Here is a 15948-nt window from a genome sequence, read left to right as displayed (position 1 = left end):
TGGCCGGGCTTGACCCGGCCACCCAGGGGCCAGGCCGTGCGCGGGTGGAAAGTCTGGGTCCCCGGGTCAAGCCCGGGGATGAGGGCGGTTCAATCGATCACACCGCCCGCCGCAGCGGGGCGATGCGCAGGAGGGTGATGCGGTTGCGCTGCTTGCGCATCACCTGGAAGCGAAAGCCGTGGAACAGGAAGGCCTGTCCGGGCTCCGGGATGATGCGCGCCTCGTGGATGACGAGGCCGGCGATGGTGGTCGCTTCCTCGTCCGGCAGGTCCCAACCCATGGCGCGGTTGAGGTCGCGGATCGGCACCGAGCCCTCGACGCTCACCGAGCCGTCGACGTTGCGGCGGGCGCCGGTGAAGGCGCGGTCGTGCTCGTCGGAGATGTCGCCGACGATCTCCTCGAGGATGTCCTCCAGCGTCACCAGACCCATCACCTCGCCATACTCGTCGACGACGAGGGCGAAATGCTGCTTGCGGCGGCGGAACGCCTTGAGCTGGTCGGTCAGCAGGGTGACGTCGGGCACGAACCAGGGCGGGCGGGCGATCTTGTCGACGTCCAGCGTGCCCATGTCGTCGCCGAGCGCCTGGAGTTCGCGCAGCAGGTCCTTGGCGTGCAGCACGCCGACGATGTTGTCCGGCGTGTCGCGCCACAGCGGCAGGCGGGTATGCGGCGAGGCCAGCACCTGCCGCACCAGGTCCGCCGGCGCGGCGCCGGCGTCGAGCGTCGCCATCTTGGTGCGGTGGACCATGATGTCGGAGACTTCGAGCTCGCGCAGGTTCAGGAGCCCCTCGACCATGGCGAGGTCGTCGCGGGCGATGCCGGCGGCGCGCTGGAGCGCGTCCAGCGCCTGGCGCATCTCGTCCCTGGGCGTGAGCTCCGGCGGGCTCTGCGGCTGCGGCGGGCGGACCGGCGGGCGGCCCTTCAGCCAGTGCCTGAGGCCGTAGAGCGCCGGTGCCCGGCTCATCGGTGCAGCGTCCCCGCGCGCTCGGTGTCGAGGAAGGCGCGCACCCTCGCCGGGTCGACGTCGCGGGCGATGAAGCTCTGGCCGATGCCGCGGGCGAGGATGAAGGTCAGCGCGCCGCGCGAGACCTTCTTGTCCTGGGCGATGAGGTCCATCAGCCCGTCCGTGCCGGGCAGCTCGCCGGGGACGTCGGACATGCGGGTGGGCAGGCCGACGGTCTTGAGATGCGCCTCGACGCGCGCGGCGTCGGCCGGGTCGCACAGGCCCTCGCTGGCCGAGAAGCGGAAGGCCTGCGCCATGCCGATGGCGACCGCCTCGCCGTGCAGCAGGCGCTGGGAGAAGCCCGCGCCCGCTTCCAGCGCATGGCCGAAGGTGTGGCCGAGATTGAGCAGGGCGCGGTCGCCGGTCTCCTTCTCGTCGCGGGCGACGACGGCGGCCTTGGCGGCGCAGCTGGTGGCGATGGCCTCGATGCGGGCGGGGCCGCCGGCGAACACCTGCTCCCACTTGCGCTCCAGCCAGGCGAAGAAGGGGGCGTTGTCGATGAGGCCGTATTTCGCCACCTCGGCATAGCCGGCGCGGAATTCGCGCAGGGGCAGGGTGTCGAGCGCGCCGGTGTCGGCGAGCACCAGGATCGGCTGATGGAAGGCGCCGACGAGGTTCTTGCCGTGGCGGGAATTGATGCCGGTCTTGCCGCCGACGGAGGAATCCACCTGCGCCAGCAGGCTGGTCGGCGCCTGCACGAAGTCGACGCCGCGCCGCAGCGCCGCCGCCGCGAAGCCGGCGAGGTCGCCGACCACGCCGCCGCCCAGCGCCAGCACGAGGTCGCGGCGCTCGATGCGGGCGGCGATCAGCGCGTCCACCACGGTCTCGAACACGCCGTAGCTCTTCGATTTCTCGCCCGGCTCGACGAGGATGGCGACCGAGGTGAGCCCGGCCTCGGCTAGCGCCGCCTCGACGGTGGACAGATGCCGCTCGGCGACGTTGCGGTCGGTGACGATGCCGACGCGCGCGCCCGGACGCAGCGCCGCGATGCGCGCGCCCGCTTCAGTCAGCAGGCCCGAGCCGATGACGATGTCGTAGGAACGCTCCCCGAGGCCGACGCGCAGCTGGGTCACGTCGGTGCGCGGGGCAGGGGGGGCGTCGATGGCAGGCTTGTTCACGTCTCGTCTCCCGATCGCGCGGATTCCGCGCCGACGCCGAGATGGCGCGTCAGCGCGTCGATCACCTCGTCGACCATGACCTCCTGCGGCACGTCGTGCGACACCACCGTGACGTCCGCCTGCGCATAGACCGGATAGCGCTGCTCGATCAGCCGCGCCAGCGTGGCTTCAGGATTCTCGGTCTTCAAGAGCGGGCGGTCGTCGCGCCGGCGCACGCGGCGCAGCAGCACGTCGAGCTCGGCCTTCAGCCACACGGTGATGCCGTGGCGGGCGATGGCGTCGCGGGTGTCGCCGTTCATATAGGCGCCGCCGCCGGTGGCGAGCACCATCGGCCCGTGCTCCAGGAGGCGGGCGATGACCTTCTTCTCGCCGTCGCGGAAGGCGGGCTCGCCGTGATGGGCGAAGATCTCGGGGATGGTCATGCCGGCCGCCTGCTCGATCTCGGTGTCGGCATCGGCGAAGGCGAGGTTGAGCCGGCGGGCGAGGCGCTTGCCGACGGAGGACTTGCCGGCGCCCATCATGCCGACCAGCACGATGGAGCGCACGCCGAGCAGCTCGTTCAGCGCCGCGGCCTTGCCGTCCTGGTCGATGCTCGTGGTCATGTCCCGTGCCCGCTCATGGCAATGGCGGACTATCATCCGCCGTGCGGGGATGCAATGTAACGCCGCCTTCAGACGGAGGTGTCATGCTCGCGTCCGCTTGCTTCCGTCCGGCCGCCCAAAGGCTTTAGGATCGGGTGGCCGGGAACCGTTTCGAATCGCAGGGCCACATCGTTCCATGCCGAGCCTCATCCGCCTTCTCGTCGTCCTCGGCCTTATCGGAGGCGTCGTGTACGGCACGCTCTGGGCCTTCGCCAATCTGGTGGAGCCGCACACGCGCGAGATGAGCGTGAACGTGCCGGCCGATCGCTTCGCCAAATGAGCGGGCAAAGATGGGTGCAAACGAGGCCCGGCTCTTCCTCGACATGATGGCCGCCGAGCGCGGGGCCGGCGCCAACACGCTCGCCGCCTATGGCCGCGACCTCGACGATTACGAGGCCTTCCTCGTCGACGAGGGCGTCGGCCCGCTGGAGGCGGGCACCGAGCACATACGCGCCTGGCTCGCCGCTCTCTCCGCGCGCGGCCTCGCCGGCGCCAGCGTGGCGCGCAAGCTCTCGGCGGTGCGCCAGTTCCACCGTTTCCTCTATGTCGAGACCTATCGCGGCGACGATCCCGCCGCCGTGCTGGAAGGCCCGCGCCGCGGCCGGCCGCTGCCCAAGGTGCTGACCCTCGACGAGGTGACCACGCTGATCGAGACGGCCCATGCCCGCGCGGCCGCGCCCTGCGCCGCCCCGGCTGCCGGCGCCCTGCCGGACCGTGCCGGCGATGCGGCGGTGCGGGCGGGCGAGGCGGCCCGGCGGGCGCGCGTCGCGTGCTTCGTCGAGCTGCTCTACGCCACCGGGCTGCGCGTCTCCGAGCTCGCGGCGCTGCCGGCCTCGGCGGCGAACGCCAAGGGCGACGCCATCATCGTGCGCGGCAAGGGCAACAAGGAGCGGCTGGTGCCGCTCGGCGAGGCGGCGAAGGGGGCGATGCGGGCCTATCGCGTCGCGCTGGGGCAGGCGGCGACGGTGAAGGGCGCGAAGGCGAGGCCGGAGGACGGCCGCTGGCTGTTCCCTTCCGCTGCGGCAAGCGGCCACATCACCCGCCAGCAGGTGGCGCTCGACCTCAAGGACCTCGCCCTCGCCGCCGGGCTCGACCCTAGCAAGCTCTCGCCGCATGTGCTGCGCCACGCTTTCGCCAGCCATCTGCTGGCGCACGGGGCGGATCTGCGCATCGTGCAGACGCTATTGGGCCACAGCGACATCTCGACCACGCAGATCTATACCCACGTGCTCGACGAGCGGCTGAAGAGCCTCGTGCGCGACCTGCATCCGCTGGGCGACACGAGCGGCGATTAAGCGCATTTACCGCCTTGCCTTGACGTCGCCACCCTGTCGGGGCAGCTTCCGCGCGATTTTCGCGGGCCGCGCTCGACAGCGGCCCCATTCATGAGAGCCGGTTCACCAATCCCAAATGCGCAGCTACCTCGACTTTGAGAAGCCCGTGGCCGAACTCGAGGCCAAGCTGGAAGAATTGCGCGCCATGGCGGCGCAGGGCGACGCCGTCTCCATCGGCGACGACATCGTCCGCCTGGAAGGCAAGGCCAAGGACGCGCTCGTCCAGCTCTATGGCAACCTCTCGCCCTGGCAGAAGACTCAAGTTGCGCGCCATCCGCTGCGCCCGCACTTCACCGACTATGCCGACGGGCTGTTCGAGGAGTTCGACCCGCTCGCCGGCGACCGCAAGTTCGGCGACGACCACGCCATCCTCGGCGGCTTCGCGCGCTTCCGCGGCCGGCCGGTCTGCGTGATCGGGCAGGAGAAGGGCTCCTCCACCGAGACCCGCATCAAGCACAATTTCGGCATGGCGCGGCCGGAGGGCTACCGCAAGGCGGCGCGGCTGATGGAGCTGGCCGACCGCTTCGCGCTCCCCGTCATCTCGCTGGTCGACACCGCCGGCGCCTTCCCCGGCCTCGACGCCGAGGAACGCGGGCAGGCCGAGGCGATCGCCCGTTCCACCGATGCCTGCCTCTCGCTCGGCGTCCCCAATGTCGCCGTTATCATCGGCGAAGGTGGGTCGGGTGGCGCGATCGCCATCGCCACGGCGAACCGGGTGCTCATGCTGGAACATTCCATCTATAGCGTGATCTCGCCGGAGGGCGCGGCCTCGATCCTGTGGCGCGACACCGCCAAGGCGCAGGAAGCGGCGGTGAACATGAAGATCACCGCCCAGGACCTGCTCCGCTTCAACGTCATCGACACCGTCATCGCCGAACCGACCGGGGGCGCGCATCGCGACCCGCAGGCGGCGATCACCGCCACCGGCGACGCCATCGAGGCGGCGCTGGGCGATCTCGAGGGGCTGGACTCGGCGGCGCTGCGCAAGGCGCGCCGGGAGAAGTTCCTCGCCATCGGCCGGAACCTCTAGAGCCCTTTCCGTTCGGATGGAACATCCGAACGGGAAATGCTCCAGGGCCCGGCCGCGACGACCGCCTTCGCCGCTGCGCGCAGGCGTTGGGACGTGCCGGTAATGCGAGGCGGGATTGCGATGCGGCCCGCACGCGTATAACGCTTTGCAGGACGCCCGCGTGGGGCGGGCGTGTCGGGGAGCTTTAGTGGGGAGTCTTGGGGTGAGGGTTCCAAGCTTTTCGCGCCTCCTGCACAAGGGGTCCGCGCGCTGGCGCGCCGCGCTGCTGGCCGGCGCCGCCGCGCTCGCTCTCGCCGGCTGCACCGGCGATGACGGTCCCTCGCCCATGTCGGCGAAGGGCACCAAGTCGTTGTCGCCGCAGACCGTGGCGCTGATCGGCGAGAAGGGCATGTCGCGCACCAGCCCGATCGTGGTGCGCATCTTCAAGGAAGAATCGGAGCTGGAAGTCTGGAAGCAGACCACCAGCGGCGACTATGCGCTCCTGAAGACCTATCCGATCTGCCGCTGGTCCGGCGAGCTCGGGCCGAAGGTGAAGGAAGGCGACCGGCAGGCGCCGGAAGGCTTCTACACCGTCACCCCCGGCCAGATGAATCCGAATTCCCAGTACTACCTGTCCTTCGATCTCGGCTATCCCAACGCCTTCGACCGCTCGCTCGGCCGCACCGGCGCCAATCTGATGGTGCATGGCGACTGCACCTCGCGCGGCTGCTACGCCATGACCGACGAGCAGGTGCAGGAAGTGTTCGCGCTCGGCCGCGAGAGCTTCATGGGCGGCCAGCGCTCCTTCCAGGTGCAGGCCTATCCGTTCCGCATGACCGCGGAAAACATGGTGCGCCACCGCAACAACCCGAACCTCGCCTTCTGGAAGATGATCAAGGAAGGCAGCGACACGTTCGAGGTCACCAAGGCGCCGCCGAAGGTCGATTTCTGCGCCAAGCGCTACGTGTTCAACGCCACGCCGGTCGATCCGAACGCCCGCTTCGACGCCTCGGCGCCGTGCCCGCAATACACCCAGCCGGAAGGGCTGCAGCAGGCGCTCGCTTCCCGCCAGCAGCAGGTCAACGCCAAGATCGCCAGCGCCGGCACGCTGCAGCCGACCGCCCCGGTGAAGACCGGCAAGGACGGCGGCATGCACAAGGTCTTCCTCGCCAAGCTGGAGAATCCGGAGCTGAACGCGCCGGGCTCGCTGCCGGCGATCGTGAAGCCGCCGGGCAGCGAATGGGGCGTCGAGACCAACGCGCCGGCCCCGGCCGACAGCATCGCGCTCGCCAAGGCCGACACCGTGGTGCAGGGCGCCGATGGCCCCATGGTCGGCACCGCCCGCACGTCCGGCGCCGCGCCGGTGCAGGTCGCCGGTGGCGTGCCGCTGCCGGCGCCGCGCCCGACCGACGCGCCGGGCGGCGTGCGCACGCAGGTCGCTGCCGCGCCGGCTCAGGCGCCGAGCCTGTTCGGCGCCTTCGCGCCGGCCCCGGCGCGGAGCGTGCAGAACACCCCGGCCGGCACCCAGGTCGCCGCGCTCGATTCCGGCGGTGGCTTCTTCGCCGGGCTGAAGAGCTGGTTCGGCGGCGGCTCACCGCCCCCGAACGTTCCTGCGGCGACCGCCAGCACCGGCACGCCGGCGGACGTGCCGCTGCCGCCCGAGCGGCCGACCGCCCGACCGCAGGCGGCGTCGACCCGTCCGGCCGCGCCGGCGAAGCCGGCGGCGCAGGGCCAGAGCTCCGCCGCGCCGCGTCCGGCGACGACCAGTTCCGCCAGCGCCGCGCCCGTCGTGACGCGGCCGACCCATCCGGGCTATGGCGCGACGACCAGCACTGTGGCATCGCCCAAGGCGACGCCCGCCGCGACGTCCACGGCCGATACCGGCGACGCGCCGGTGCTGCGGCCCTCGGTCGCCTCCTCGCAGCAGCCGCTCTACGGCACGCCCGGCGCGCTGCCCGGCGCCTCGATTCTGGCGCCCGGCGGATTCTCCTCGTCGGTGCAGTAGGCGCCTTCACGCGCCCGATTCCCACACGATGGACCTCATCCTGAGGTGCCCGGCGAAAGCCGGGCCTCGAAGGATGCTCGTCCGGGCGCGCTGAGCTGACCATCCTTCGAGGCCGCCTGCGGCGGCACCTCAGGATGAGGGCGTGCGGGGGAGTGGAGGGATGGGGGCGATCCCGGCTCTCCGCCCTTCGGGCTGCGGCCGGGATGACGACTTCGATTCTCTTAGGCGATGAAGGTCGAATGCGCGCTCGCAACCCGCCAGCGGCCGGCCTCAAAGCGCCAGACGCGGGAGAAGCGCAGCGCGGCGTCGAAGGGCTCGCCGGCGGCGCGGCCGGAGGCGTCGGCGCGCAGCACCACCAGCACCACGCCGGGCGACAGCAGGCGCAGCCGGTAGTCGGAGAACCGCAGCGCACCGAGCTTGAGCGCGCCGGTGCGGTGCATGGCGAGGTCGTCTTCCTTGGAGAGGAACTGGCCGGTCTGGTCGACGAAGATCAAATCGTCGGCCAGCAATTCGTCCAGCGCCGCCACGTCACCGTGCAGGGCGGCATCGCGCAGGCGGCGCTCGGCCGTCTCGACGCCGGCCAAATCGTCGGCTCGGCTGTCGCCGGTCCGATCATCGTCGGCCGGCGCCTTATCGCTCATACGAACTTGCCGTGGCAGTGCTTGTATTTGAGGCCCGAGCCGCAGGGGCAAACCTCGTTGCGCCCGACCCGGCCCCAGGTCGACGGGTCGTTCGGGTCGCGGCGCGGGGAACCGGCGTCGGCGGCGGGGGCCAGCGTCGCCTCGGCGCTCATCTCGGCATCGGCGAGCGCGAATTCGTCGTCGCCGGTGCCGGCGTCGAGATGGTGCGCCTGCATGACCGGCAGCGGCTCGGGCGGCGGGGTGGTCACCACCTCGACGCGCATGAGCTGGGCGGTCACCGCCTCGCGCAGGTTGGAGAGCATCGCCTCGAAGAGCTGGAAGGCTTCCGACTTGTACTCGTTGAGCGGGTCGCGCTGGGCATAGCCGCGCAGGCCGATGACCTGGCGCAGATGGTCGAGCGTGACCAGGTGCTCGCGCCAGAGATGGTCGAGCGTCTGCAGGAGGATCGACTTCTCGACATAGCGCATGATGTCGGGGCCGTATTTGGCGACCTTGGCCGCCATGGCCTCGTCGGCACGGGACTGGATGCGCTCGCGCATCTCCTCGTCGGCGATGCCTTCCTCGCCGGCCCATTCCTTCACCGGCAGATCGAGGCCGAGGATGCGGTTCAGCTCCTCGCCGAGGCCGTCCGTGTCCCACTGCTCGGGATAGGCGTTGGGCGGGACGTGCTTGACGACGATGTCCTCGATGATGCCGTGGCGCATCTCGACGACGGTCTCGGCGACGTCCTCGTCCTGCATCAGCTCGACGCGCTGCTCGAACACCACCTTGCGCTGGTCGTTCATCACGTCGTCGTATTTCAGCAGGTTCTTGCGGATGTCGTAGTTGCGCGCCTCGACCTTCTGCTGCGCCTTCTCCAGCGCCCGGTTGATCCAGGGATGGACGATGGCCTCGCCCTCCTTGAGGCCGAGCTTCTGCAGCATGCCGTCGAGCCGGTCCGACCCGAAGATGCGCATCAGGTCGTCTTCCAGCGACAGGAAGAAGTGCGAATGGCCGGGGTCGCCCTGGCGGCCGGAGCGGCCGCGCAGCTGGTTGTCGATGCGCCGGCTCTCGTGCCGCTCGGTGCCGATGACGTAGAGGCCGCCGGCGGCGAGCGCCTTGGCCTTGAGCGTCACCACCTCGTCGCGGATGCGCTGCTCGGCGCCCGCGCGCTGCTCGCCCTCGGGCATGTCGGCGATCTCGTGGGCGATGCGCATGTCGGCATTGCCGCCGAGCTGGATGTCGGTGCCGCGACCGGCCATGTTGGTGGCGATGGTGATGGCGCCGGGCACGCCGGCCTGCGCGACGATGTAGGATTCCTGCTCGTGGTGGCGGGCGTTGAGCACCGCGAACACCTTCTCGGAGGCCTTGCCCTGGTCGCCGTCATAGAGGCTGCGGAAGGCGTCGGCGTCGGAGAAGTCCTTCTGCTTGAAGCCGCGCTTCTTCAGCAGCTCGGCGAGCAGCTCGGACTTCTCGATCGAGGTGGTGCCGACGAGGACCGGCTGGCCGCGCGTCTTGCAGTCCTCGATGAGGGCGATGATGGCGTCGTACTTCTCGCCGGCCGTGCGGTAGACCTCGTCGTCGTCGTCGACGCGCTGGACGGGCAGGTTGGTCGGGATCTCGACCACTTCGAGGTTGTAGATGTCCTGGAACTCCGCCGCCTCGGTGTTCGCCGTGCCGGTCATGCCGGCCAGCTTCTCGTACATGCGGAAGTAGTTCTGGAAGGTGATGGAGGCGAGCGTCTGGTTTTCCGGCTGGACCTGGACGCGCTCCTTGGCCTCGAGCGCCTGGTGCAGGCCTTCCGAATAGCGGCGGCCCGGCATCATGCGGCCGGTGAACTCGTCGATGATGACGACCTCGCCGTTGCGCACGATGTAGTCCTTGTCGCGCTGGAACAGCGTGTGGGCGCGCAGGGCCTGGTTGACGTGGTGGACGACCGAGACGTTCTCGATGTCGTAGAGGCTGTCGCCCTTCAGCAGGCCGGCGTCGCGCAGCAGGGTCTCGATCTTCTCCATGCCGGCTTCGGTCATGGCGACGGAGCGCTGCTTCTCGTCGACCTCGTAGTCGCTCTTGTCGAGCCTGGGGATGTAGGTGTCGATGGTGTTGTAGAAGTCCGAGCGGTCGTCGAGCGGGCCGGAGATGATCAGCGGCGTGCGCGCCTCGTCGACCAGGATCGAATCGACCTCGTCGACCACGGCGAAATAGTGCGGGCGCTGGACCATCTGGTTCAGCTCGTACTTCATGTTGTCGCGCAGATAGTCGAAGCCGAGCTCGTTGTTGGTCGCGTAGGTGACGTCGCAGGCATAGGCCTCGCGGCGCTCATTGTCGTCGAGCCCGTGATGGATCACGCCGACGGTGAGGCCGAGGAAGCGGTAGACCCGGCCCATCCACTCGGCGTCGCGCTTGGCGAGGTAGTCGTTGACGGTGACGACGTGCACGCCCTTGCCGGTGATGGCATTGAGATAGACCGGGGCGGTGGCCACCAGCGTCTTGCCTTCACCCGTGCGCATCTCGGCGATGCCGCGCTCGTGCAGCACCATGCCGCCGATGAGCTGGACGTCGAAATGGCGCTGGCCGAGCGCGCGCCTTGCGGCCTCGCGCACCGTGGCGAAGGCGGGGACCAGCAGGTCGTCGAGGCTGGTGCCGTTCGCATATTGCTCGCGGAAGGCGGCCGTGCGGGCGCGCAGCTCCTCGTCGGAGAGCGCCCTTACCTCCGGTTCGAGCGCATTGATGGCCGCCACCTTGGGCTGGTAACCGCGCACGCGGCGGTCATTGGCCGATCCGAACAGCTTTCGCGCGAGAGCGCCGAACATGAGACTTCCAATCCGTGTCCGCCAGGATCAGGTGTCAGACGAGCGGTGACGGGCCGCCGCGTCCTTAAGTGCAAGCTGCCGGCGCGAATGCCGGGGCTCCTCCACGGGGCCAGGGCTCAACGAGACGCCATTTGCGGCCGAAATGGGTCTTGCACGCCAGGCCGCCGCGAACGGCTTGCGGGTTCTTGCGTCACATAAATGCGAGCGCGCGGGAGGCCCCGCACCGCCTGCCACACTTATGAACGGGTTTGGGGGTTGTCAATCGCGCGCCGGACGACAGTTTCCCTTCCCGTAGGGAGGCGGGAGGCCGGCTCATCGCCACCCGGCGCCGCGGCGCCAAATATGTTCCGCCGTCCCATTCTACCCGCTTGCAACATGGACCCGACTGGGCCAGCTTTCGCCGCCCAACCGCGGACAACCGCAATTTGAGGAACGTCCCATGACCCGTCATCGCCCGCATGCCGTGCTCCAGGCATCTTCCCGCCCCGCCGGCCTGCTGCGCGCCGGCCTGCTCGCCGCGCTTCTCGGCGCGGCCCTCATCCCCGCGCTGCCGGCACTGGCGCAGGACGCTCCCGCCAAGGGCCCGGCCGCGCCGGCCGCCGCTCCTGCGGCGAGCGCGCAGCCCGACGACACGGTGCTGGCGACCGTCAACGGCGCGGCGATCACCCGCGGCGACGTGAATGCCGCTGCCGCGGAGCTGGCGCAGAACCTGCCCCCGCAGCTTCAGGGCCCGGCCCGCGACGAATATGTGCTCGGCTTCCTGATCGACCTGACCGCCATGGCGCAGGCCGCCGAGGCCGACAAGCTCGACCAGACCCCGGCCTTCAAGCAGCAGCTCGACTTCATCCGCAAGCGCGTGCTGATGCAGGCGGCGCTGGAGAAGGCGACCAAGGCGGCGCTGACCGACGACGCGATGAAGAAGACCTATGAAGAGGCGGTGAAGCAGCAGAAGCCGGAAGAGGAAGTGCACGCCCGCCACATCCTGTTCCGCGCCTCGCCGGACGACAAGGAGGCCTCGGCCGCCGCCGAGAAGAAGGCGCAGGACGTCGAGGCCCGGCTGAAGAAGGGCGAGGACTTCGCCACGCTCGCCAAGCAGCTTACCGAGGACCCCTCGGGCAAGCAGGACGGCGGCGATCTCGGCTTCTTCGCCAAGGAGCAGATGGTGCCGGAATTCGCCGAGGTCGCCTTCGCCATGAAGCCGGGCGAGGTGTCCAAGCCGGTGAAGACGCAGTTCGGCTGGCACGTCATCAAGGTCGAGGAGAAGCGCGAGAAGCCGACCCCGACCTTCGACGAGGTGAAGCCGCAGATCGAGCAGTTCCTCGCCCAGAAGGCGCAGGCCGAGGCGGTGCAGAAGACCCGCGAGGCCGCCAAGGTCGAGAAGACCGACGCCGCGCCGAAGGCCCCGGCCGCCGACGCGCCGGCCGCTCCGGACGCGCCGAAGCCCGCGCAGTGAGCCGCGCCTGACGCCGTGACGAACGAGGCCCCGGACAGCGCGTCCGGGGCCTTTTTTCTTGTCCGGGCGACGCGGCCGGCCGGGGAGCGGCGATCCGTCTTGCGGATGTTGCGCTTCTCGGGCACATCGGTTCGGCCCTTCCTGCCGCAGAGATTTTCCCGATGGCCCACGCTTCCCCCGTCTCCCCGCTCGCGCCCAAGACGACGCCCGAGGTCGGCCCCGTCGCCGGCGTGCGCTTCGCCACCGCCGAGGCGGGCATACGCTACAAGGGCCGCACCGACGTGCTGCTGCTGGCGCTCGACAAGGGGACGAGCGTCGCCGGCGTGTTCACCAAATCGAAGTGCCCGTCGGCGCCGGTCGAATGGTGCCGCGACATCCTCGCCAAGGGTTCGGCGCGCGGGCTGGTGGTGAATTCCGGCAACGCCAACGCCTTCACCGGCAGGAAGGGCCGCGAGGCGACGGCGCTGACCGCGAAAATCGCCGCCAAGGCGCTGGGCTGCCGCGAGGACGAGGTCTATCTCGCCTCCACCGGCGTCATCGGCGAGCCGCTGGACGCGACGAAGTACGAGGGCGTGCTGGAGGAGACGGCCAAGCGCCTCGCGCCGCTGCCCTGGATCGACCCGGCCAAGGCGATCATGACCACCGACACCTTCCCCAAGCTCGCCACCGCCAAGGTGAAGATCGAGGGCGTCGAGGTGACCATCGCCGGCATGGCCAAGGGCGCCGGCATGATCGCGCCGGACATGGCGACCATGCTGTCCTTCGTCTTCACCGACGCCGCCATCGACGCGCCGGCGCTGCAGGCGCTGCTGTCGAAGGGCGTGACCGACTCGTTCAACGCCGTCACCATCGACGGCGACACCTCGACCTCCGACACGCTGCTGCTGTTCGCCACCGGCGCCTCCGGCGCGCCGCGCATCTCGGATGCCAAGGACCCGCGCCTCGCCCGCTTCCGCCGCGCGCTGACCGGCGTGCTGGCGGATCTGGCCGAGCAGGTGGCGCGGGACGGGGAGGGCGCGCGCAAGCTGGTGCGCATCCATGTCACCGGCGCGACCTCCAAGCGCTCGGCCCGGCGCATCGCCATGTCGATCGCCAATTCGCCGCTGGTGAAGACGGCGGTGGCCGGCGAGGACGCCAATTGGGGCCGCGTGGTGATGGCGGTGGGCAAGGCCGGCGAGCCGGCCGAGCGCGACCGGCTCTCCATCTCCTTCGGGCCGATCCGCGTGGCGCATGAGGGCACGCGCGACCCGTCCTATGACGAGGCCGAGGTCTCCGCCTACATGAAGAACGACGTCATCGACCTCACCGTCGATCTCGGCCTCGGGCGCGGCGCGGACCGGGTGATGACCTGCGACCTCACCAAGGAATATGTCGCCATCAACGGCGACTACCGGTCCTGACCATGGCGCCGATGAAGCTCGTCCTCGTCGCCGCCTGCGCCCTCGTCGACGTCGACGGGCGGGTGCTGCTGACCGAGCGGCCGGCGGGCAAGTCGCTGGCGGGGCTGTGGGAGTTTCCCGGCGGCAAGGTCGAGCTCGGCGAGCGGCCGGAGGACTGCCTGATCCGCGAGCTCGCCGAGGAGCTCGGCATCGTCGTGAAGGAGCCGTGCCTCGCGCCGCTGAGCTTCGCCTCGCACACCTACGAGACCTTCCAGCTGCTGATGCCGCTGTGGATTTGCCGGCGCTGGGAAGGCCACGCCCATGGCCGCGAGGGCCAGCGCCTCGCCTGGGTGAAGCCGCGCGCGCTGCGCGACTACCCCATGCCGCCCGCCGACGAGCCGCTGATCCCGGTGCTGGTCGATTTGCTGGGGCCGGGGCGGTAGAGGATCCGACGACAAACACACCGTCATCCTGAGGTGCGAGCCATAGGCGAGCCTCGAAGGATGCTCGTCCGGGCACCGCCTGCGTGCTTCGAGGCCGGCCTGAAGGCCGGCACCTCAGCATGACGGCGGGCGGGGAAACGGGAAGTTAGCCATCCCCCGGCAGCCGTCCTTCCGGAACCTTCAGCGCATCCGCCAGCCGCGCCTTGGCCGAGCCGGGGCGCAGCGGCTTCTGCTGGCTCTCATGCGGCGCCCAGCCGGAAATCCAGGCGATCTCGAAGGTGGCGCGCAGGCGTCCGTCCGGGTCGGAGAAGCGCTCGGCATAGACCTCGAACAGCCGCGCCAGCGTCTTGCGCAGCAGCGGCGTCCGGCGGCGGTCGGCGAGCGGGTTGGCGGCGCCCATGCGGCGCAGGTCGGCGAGCAGCGACAGCGGGTCGCCATAGCGCACGACGACGCGGTCGACATCGGTGACCGGCAGGGCGAAGCCGGCGCGCTGGAGCAGCCCGCCGAGGTCGCGCAGATCGGCGAAGGGGGCGACGCGCGGGGAGATGCCCCCTAGCGTGTCGCTCTCGGCGATGGCGAAGGCCTCGCGCAGCTCGTTCAGCGTGCCGGCGCCGAGGAATCCGGCGATGAGCAGCCCGTCCGGGCGCAGCGCGCGGCGGATCTGCGAGAGGACGCCGGGCAGGTCGTTGACCGTCTGCAAGGCCAGCGCCGAGACCACGAGGTCGAGCGTTTCCGGCGCGAAGGGCAGGGCCTCGGGATCGGTGACGATCTCGACATCCGCCCGCTCGGCCGGGCCGAAGGCATGGAGCCGTCCGACCATGTCGGAGCCGGCGAGCGCGGTGCGCACGGCATCGGTCGGCGTGCCGAGGTCGGCGGCCACCTCGAAGCGCCGCTTCACCGCGCCGAGCCTGTCGGCGAGGTCTTCGGCGACGCGGTCGAGCAGGAAAGTCTCCGGTCCCAGCGCCAGCGCGCGGCGGCGGCGGGCGGCGAGCGCGCGCGGGTCGAAGACGTTCATCGGGCCGGACATGGGATGCTCCTCGGGTCTCACTCGTAACTCTACTCCCTCATCCCCGGGCTTGACCCGGGGACCCGGCCTTTGCGCCGCAAGGCCGCACGGCTGGACCCTGGGTGGCCGGGTCAAGCCCGGCCATGAGGGCAGAAGATGTTGGAACACATCCGGACCAAGAATGGGACCTGAGCCATAGGACGGCCGTGGCAGCGGGTCAAAGCAGGGAAATCGGGTCGGCGCCGGTTCCGCGCGCATGCTAGGCTCGCCGGTATGGACAAGCCTCTGGAAGCGGAAAGCGCCCTTCCATTCGCTGCCCGCCTTGGCGGCGCGGCGCGGATGGCCGCGCGGGGGCTGGGCCGTCGTGTCATCGACTTCGCGCTGCCGCCGATCTGCATGACCCGCCGGGCGGCGGTGGACCAGCCGGGCTGCCTGTGCGCCACCTGCTGGCGGGGGATGGAGTTCATCGAGCGGCCCTATTGCGACAGGCTCGGCACGCCGCTGCCCTATGACGCCGATCCGCTGGACGGGCCGGCCGTCTCCTCCGCCGCGCTCGCCGATCCGCCGGCCTATGCGAGGGCGCGGGCGGTCGCGGCCTTCGGCGAGGTGGCGCGCGACCTCGTCCATGCGCTGAAATATGCCGACCGGCTCGACGTCGCCCCGCCCATGGCGCGGATGATGGCGCGGGCGGGGGCGGACATCCTCGATGACGCCGACGCGCTCATCCCGGTGCCGCTGCACGGGCTCAGGCTGTGGCGGCGGCGCTTCAACCAGTCGGCGGCCCTCGCCAAGGCCGTGGGGCGCGAGGCGAAGGTTCCGGTGCGCACCTCCTGGCTCACGCGCGCACGAGCGACGATGCCGCAGGTCGGTCTGGACCGGGTGGCCCGCGCGCAGAACGTCGCCGGCGCCTTCGCCGTCCCGGCGGCGGCGCGCGCCGAGCTGCGCGGCCGGCGCGTGGTGCTGGTCGACGACGTGCTCACCACGGGGGCGACCATCGACGCCTGCGCCAAGGCGCTGACGCGGGCCGGGGCCGGCCGGGTCGACGTGCTGGTGTTTGCGCGGGTTGTTGACGGGCGGGGCGGCGCCATATCATAGGAAAGACCCAGCGCCGAGGCCCCGGTGGC

13 protein-coding genes and 1 pseudogene are annotated in these 15948 nt (G+C 70.5%); 8 read left to right on the top strand and 6 right to left on the bottom strand.

Annotated elements, in window-relative coordinates; genetic code table 11:
- Positions 1-97 precede the first annotated feature (97 nt).
- From SNOV_RS13920 to SNOV_RS13910, 3 genes and pseudogenes are all read right to left on the bottom strand, one after another.
- A pseudogene (locus SNOV_RS13920) lies at positions 98-874 on the bottom strand (transporter associated domain-containing protein); the annotation flags it as partial.
- An 86-nt stretch (positions 875-960) separates the two neighbouring features.
- A complete protein-coding gene (aroB, locus tag SNOV_RS13915) occupies positions 961-2121 on the bottom strand; it encodes a 3-dehydroquinate synthase (RefSeq protein ID WP_013167589.1) in 1161 nt (386 codons plus the stop codon).
- Complete coding sequence (locus SNOV_RS13910; protein ID WP_013167588.1) at positions 2118-2723, bottom strand: shikimate kinase; 606 nt, start codon at positions 2721-2723, stop codon at positions 2118-2120. Before SNOV_RS13910 ends, aroB begins: the two co-directional genes overlap by 4 nt.
- A 175-nt stretch (positions 2724-2898) precedes the next feature.
- Between SNOV_RS13910 and SNOV_RS23840 the strand changes: the two genes are divergently transcribed.
- The 4 genes from SNOV_RS23840 to SNOV_RS13895 all read left to right on the top strand — a co-directional run bounded on the left by SNOV_RS23840 (position 2899) and on the right by SNOV_RS13895 (position 7110).
- Positions 2899-3042: a hypothetical protein gene (locus SNOV_RS23840; protein ID WP_013167587.1), complete on the top strand. Its 144-nt coding sequence runs from the start codon at positions 2899-2901 to the stop codon at positions 3040-3042.
- Between the two features lie 10 nt (positions 3043-3052).
- Positions 3053-4057, top strand: a complete 1005-nt coding sequence (locus SNOV_RS13905) for a site-specific tyrosine recombinase XerD (protein ID WP_013167586.1) — start codon at positions 3053-3055, stop codon at positions 4055-4057.
- Positions 4058-4172: 115 nt separating this feature from the next.
- A complete protein-coding gene (locus SNOV_RS13900; protein ID WP_013167585.1) occupies positions 4173-5126 on the top strand; it encodes an acetyl-CoA carboxylase carboxyltransferase subunit alpha in 954 nt (317 codons plus the stop codon).
- Positions 5127-5328: 202 nt separating this feature from the next.
- Positions 5329-7110, top strand: coding sequence for a L,D-transpeptidase family protein (locus SNOV_RS13895; RefSeq protein ID WP_013167584.1), 1782 nt, complete (start codon positions 5329-5331; stop codon positions 7108-7110).
- A 221-nt stretch (positions 7111-7331) separates the two neighbouring features.
- Here SNOV_RS13895 and SNOV_RS13890 read toward each other — a convergent pair whose 3' ends face one another.
- Positions 7332-7751 carry a nuclear transport factor 2 family protein gene (locus SNOV_RS13890; protein WP_013167583.1) on the bottom strand — a complete coding sequence of 140 codons (420 nt, stop codon included), beginning with the start codon at positions 7749-7751 and terminating at the stop codon, positions 7332-7334.
- Positions 7748-10543 (bottom strand): preprotein translocase subunit SecA, encoded by a 2796-nt coding sequence (gene secA / locus SNOV_RS13885; RefSeq protein ID WP_013167582.1) that lies wholly within the window; start codon positions 10541-10543, stop codon positions 7748-7750. The genes SNOV_RS13890 and secA overlap by 4 nt, the downstream gene beginning before the upstream one ends.
- Before the next feature lie 439 nt (positions 10544-10982).
- Here secA and SNOV_RS13880 point away from each other — a divergent pair, with 439 nt between their 5' ends.
- From SNOV_RS13880 to mutT, 3 genes are all read left to right on the top strand, one after another.
- Positions 10983-11996, top strand: a complete 1014-nt coding sequence (locus tag SNOV_RS13880; RefSeq protein WP_013167581.1) for a peptidylprolyl isomerase — start codon at positions 10983-10985, stop codon at positions 11994-11996.
- Between the two features lie 161 nt (positions 11997-12157).
- Positions 12158-13396 (top strand): bifunctional glutamate N-acetyltransferase/amino-acid acetyltransferase ArgJ, encoded by a 1239-nt coding sequence (gene argJ, locus SNOV_RS13875; protein WP_013167580.1) that lies wholly within the window; start codon positions 12158-12160, stop codon positions 13394-13396.
- 2 nt (positions 13397-13398) lie between these two features.
- Positions 13399-13818: an 8-oxo-dGTP diphosphatase MutT gene (mutT, locus tag SNOV_RS13870; protein WP_013167579.1), complete on the top strand. Its 420-nt coding sequence runs from the start codon at positions 13399-13401 to the stop codon at positions 13816-13818.
- 145 nt (positions 13819-13963) lie between these two features.
- Here the strand turns inward: mutT and SNOV_RS13865 are convergent, their stop codons facing one another.
- The gene (locus tag SNOV_RS13865) at positions 13964-14845 is read right to left on the bottom strand and encodes a methyltransferase domain-containing protein (RefSeq protein WP_013167578.1); all 882 of its coding nucleotides are present in this window, start codon (positions 14843-14845) and stop codon (positions 13964-13966) included.
- Positions 14846-15097: 252 nt separating this feature from the next.
- Here SNOV_RS13865 and SNOV_RS13860 point away from each other — a divergent pair, with 252 nt between their 5' ends.
- A complete protein-coding gene (locus SNOV_RS13860; RefSeq protein WP_013167577.1) occupies positions 15098-15919 on the top strand; it encodes a ComF family protein in 822 nt (273 codons plus the stop codon).
- Positions 15920-15948 lie beyond the last annotated feature (29 nt).

This window comes from Ancylobacter novellus DSM 506 (assembly GCF_000092925.1).
In the GTDB taxonomy this organism is placed as follows: domain Bacteria; phylum Pseudomonadota; class Alphaproteobacteria; order Rhizobiales; family Xanthobacteraceae; genus Ancylobacter; species Ancylobacter novellus.
This window is presented reverse-complemented; position numbering and strand designations above follow the sequence as displayed.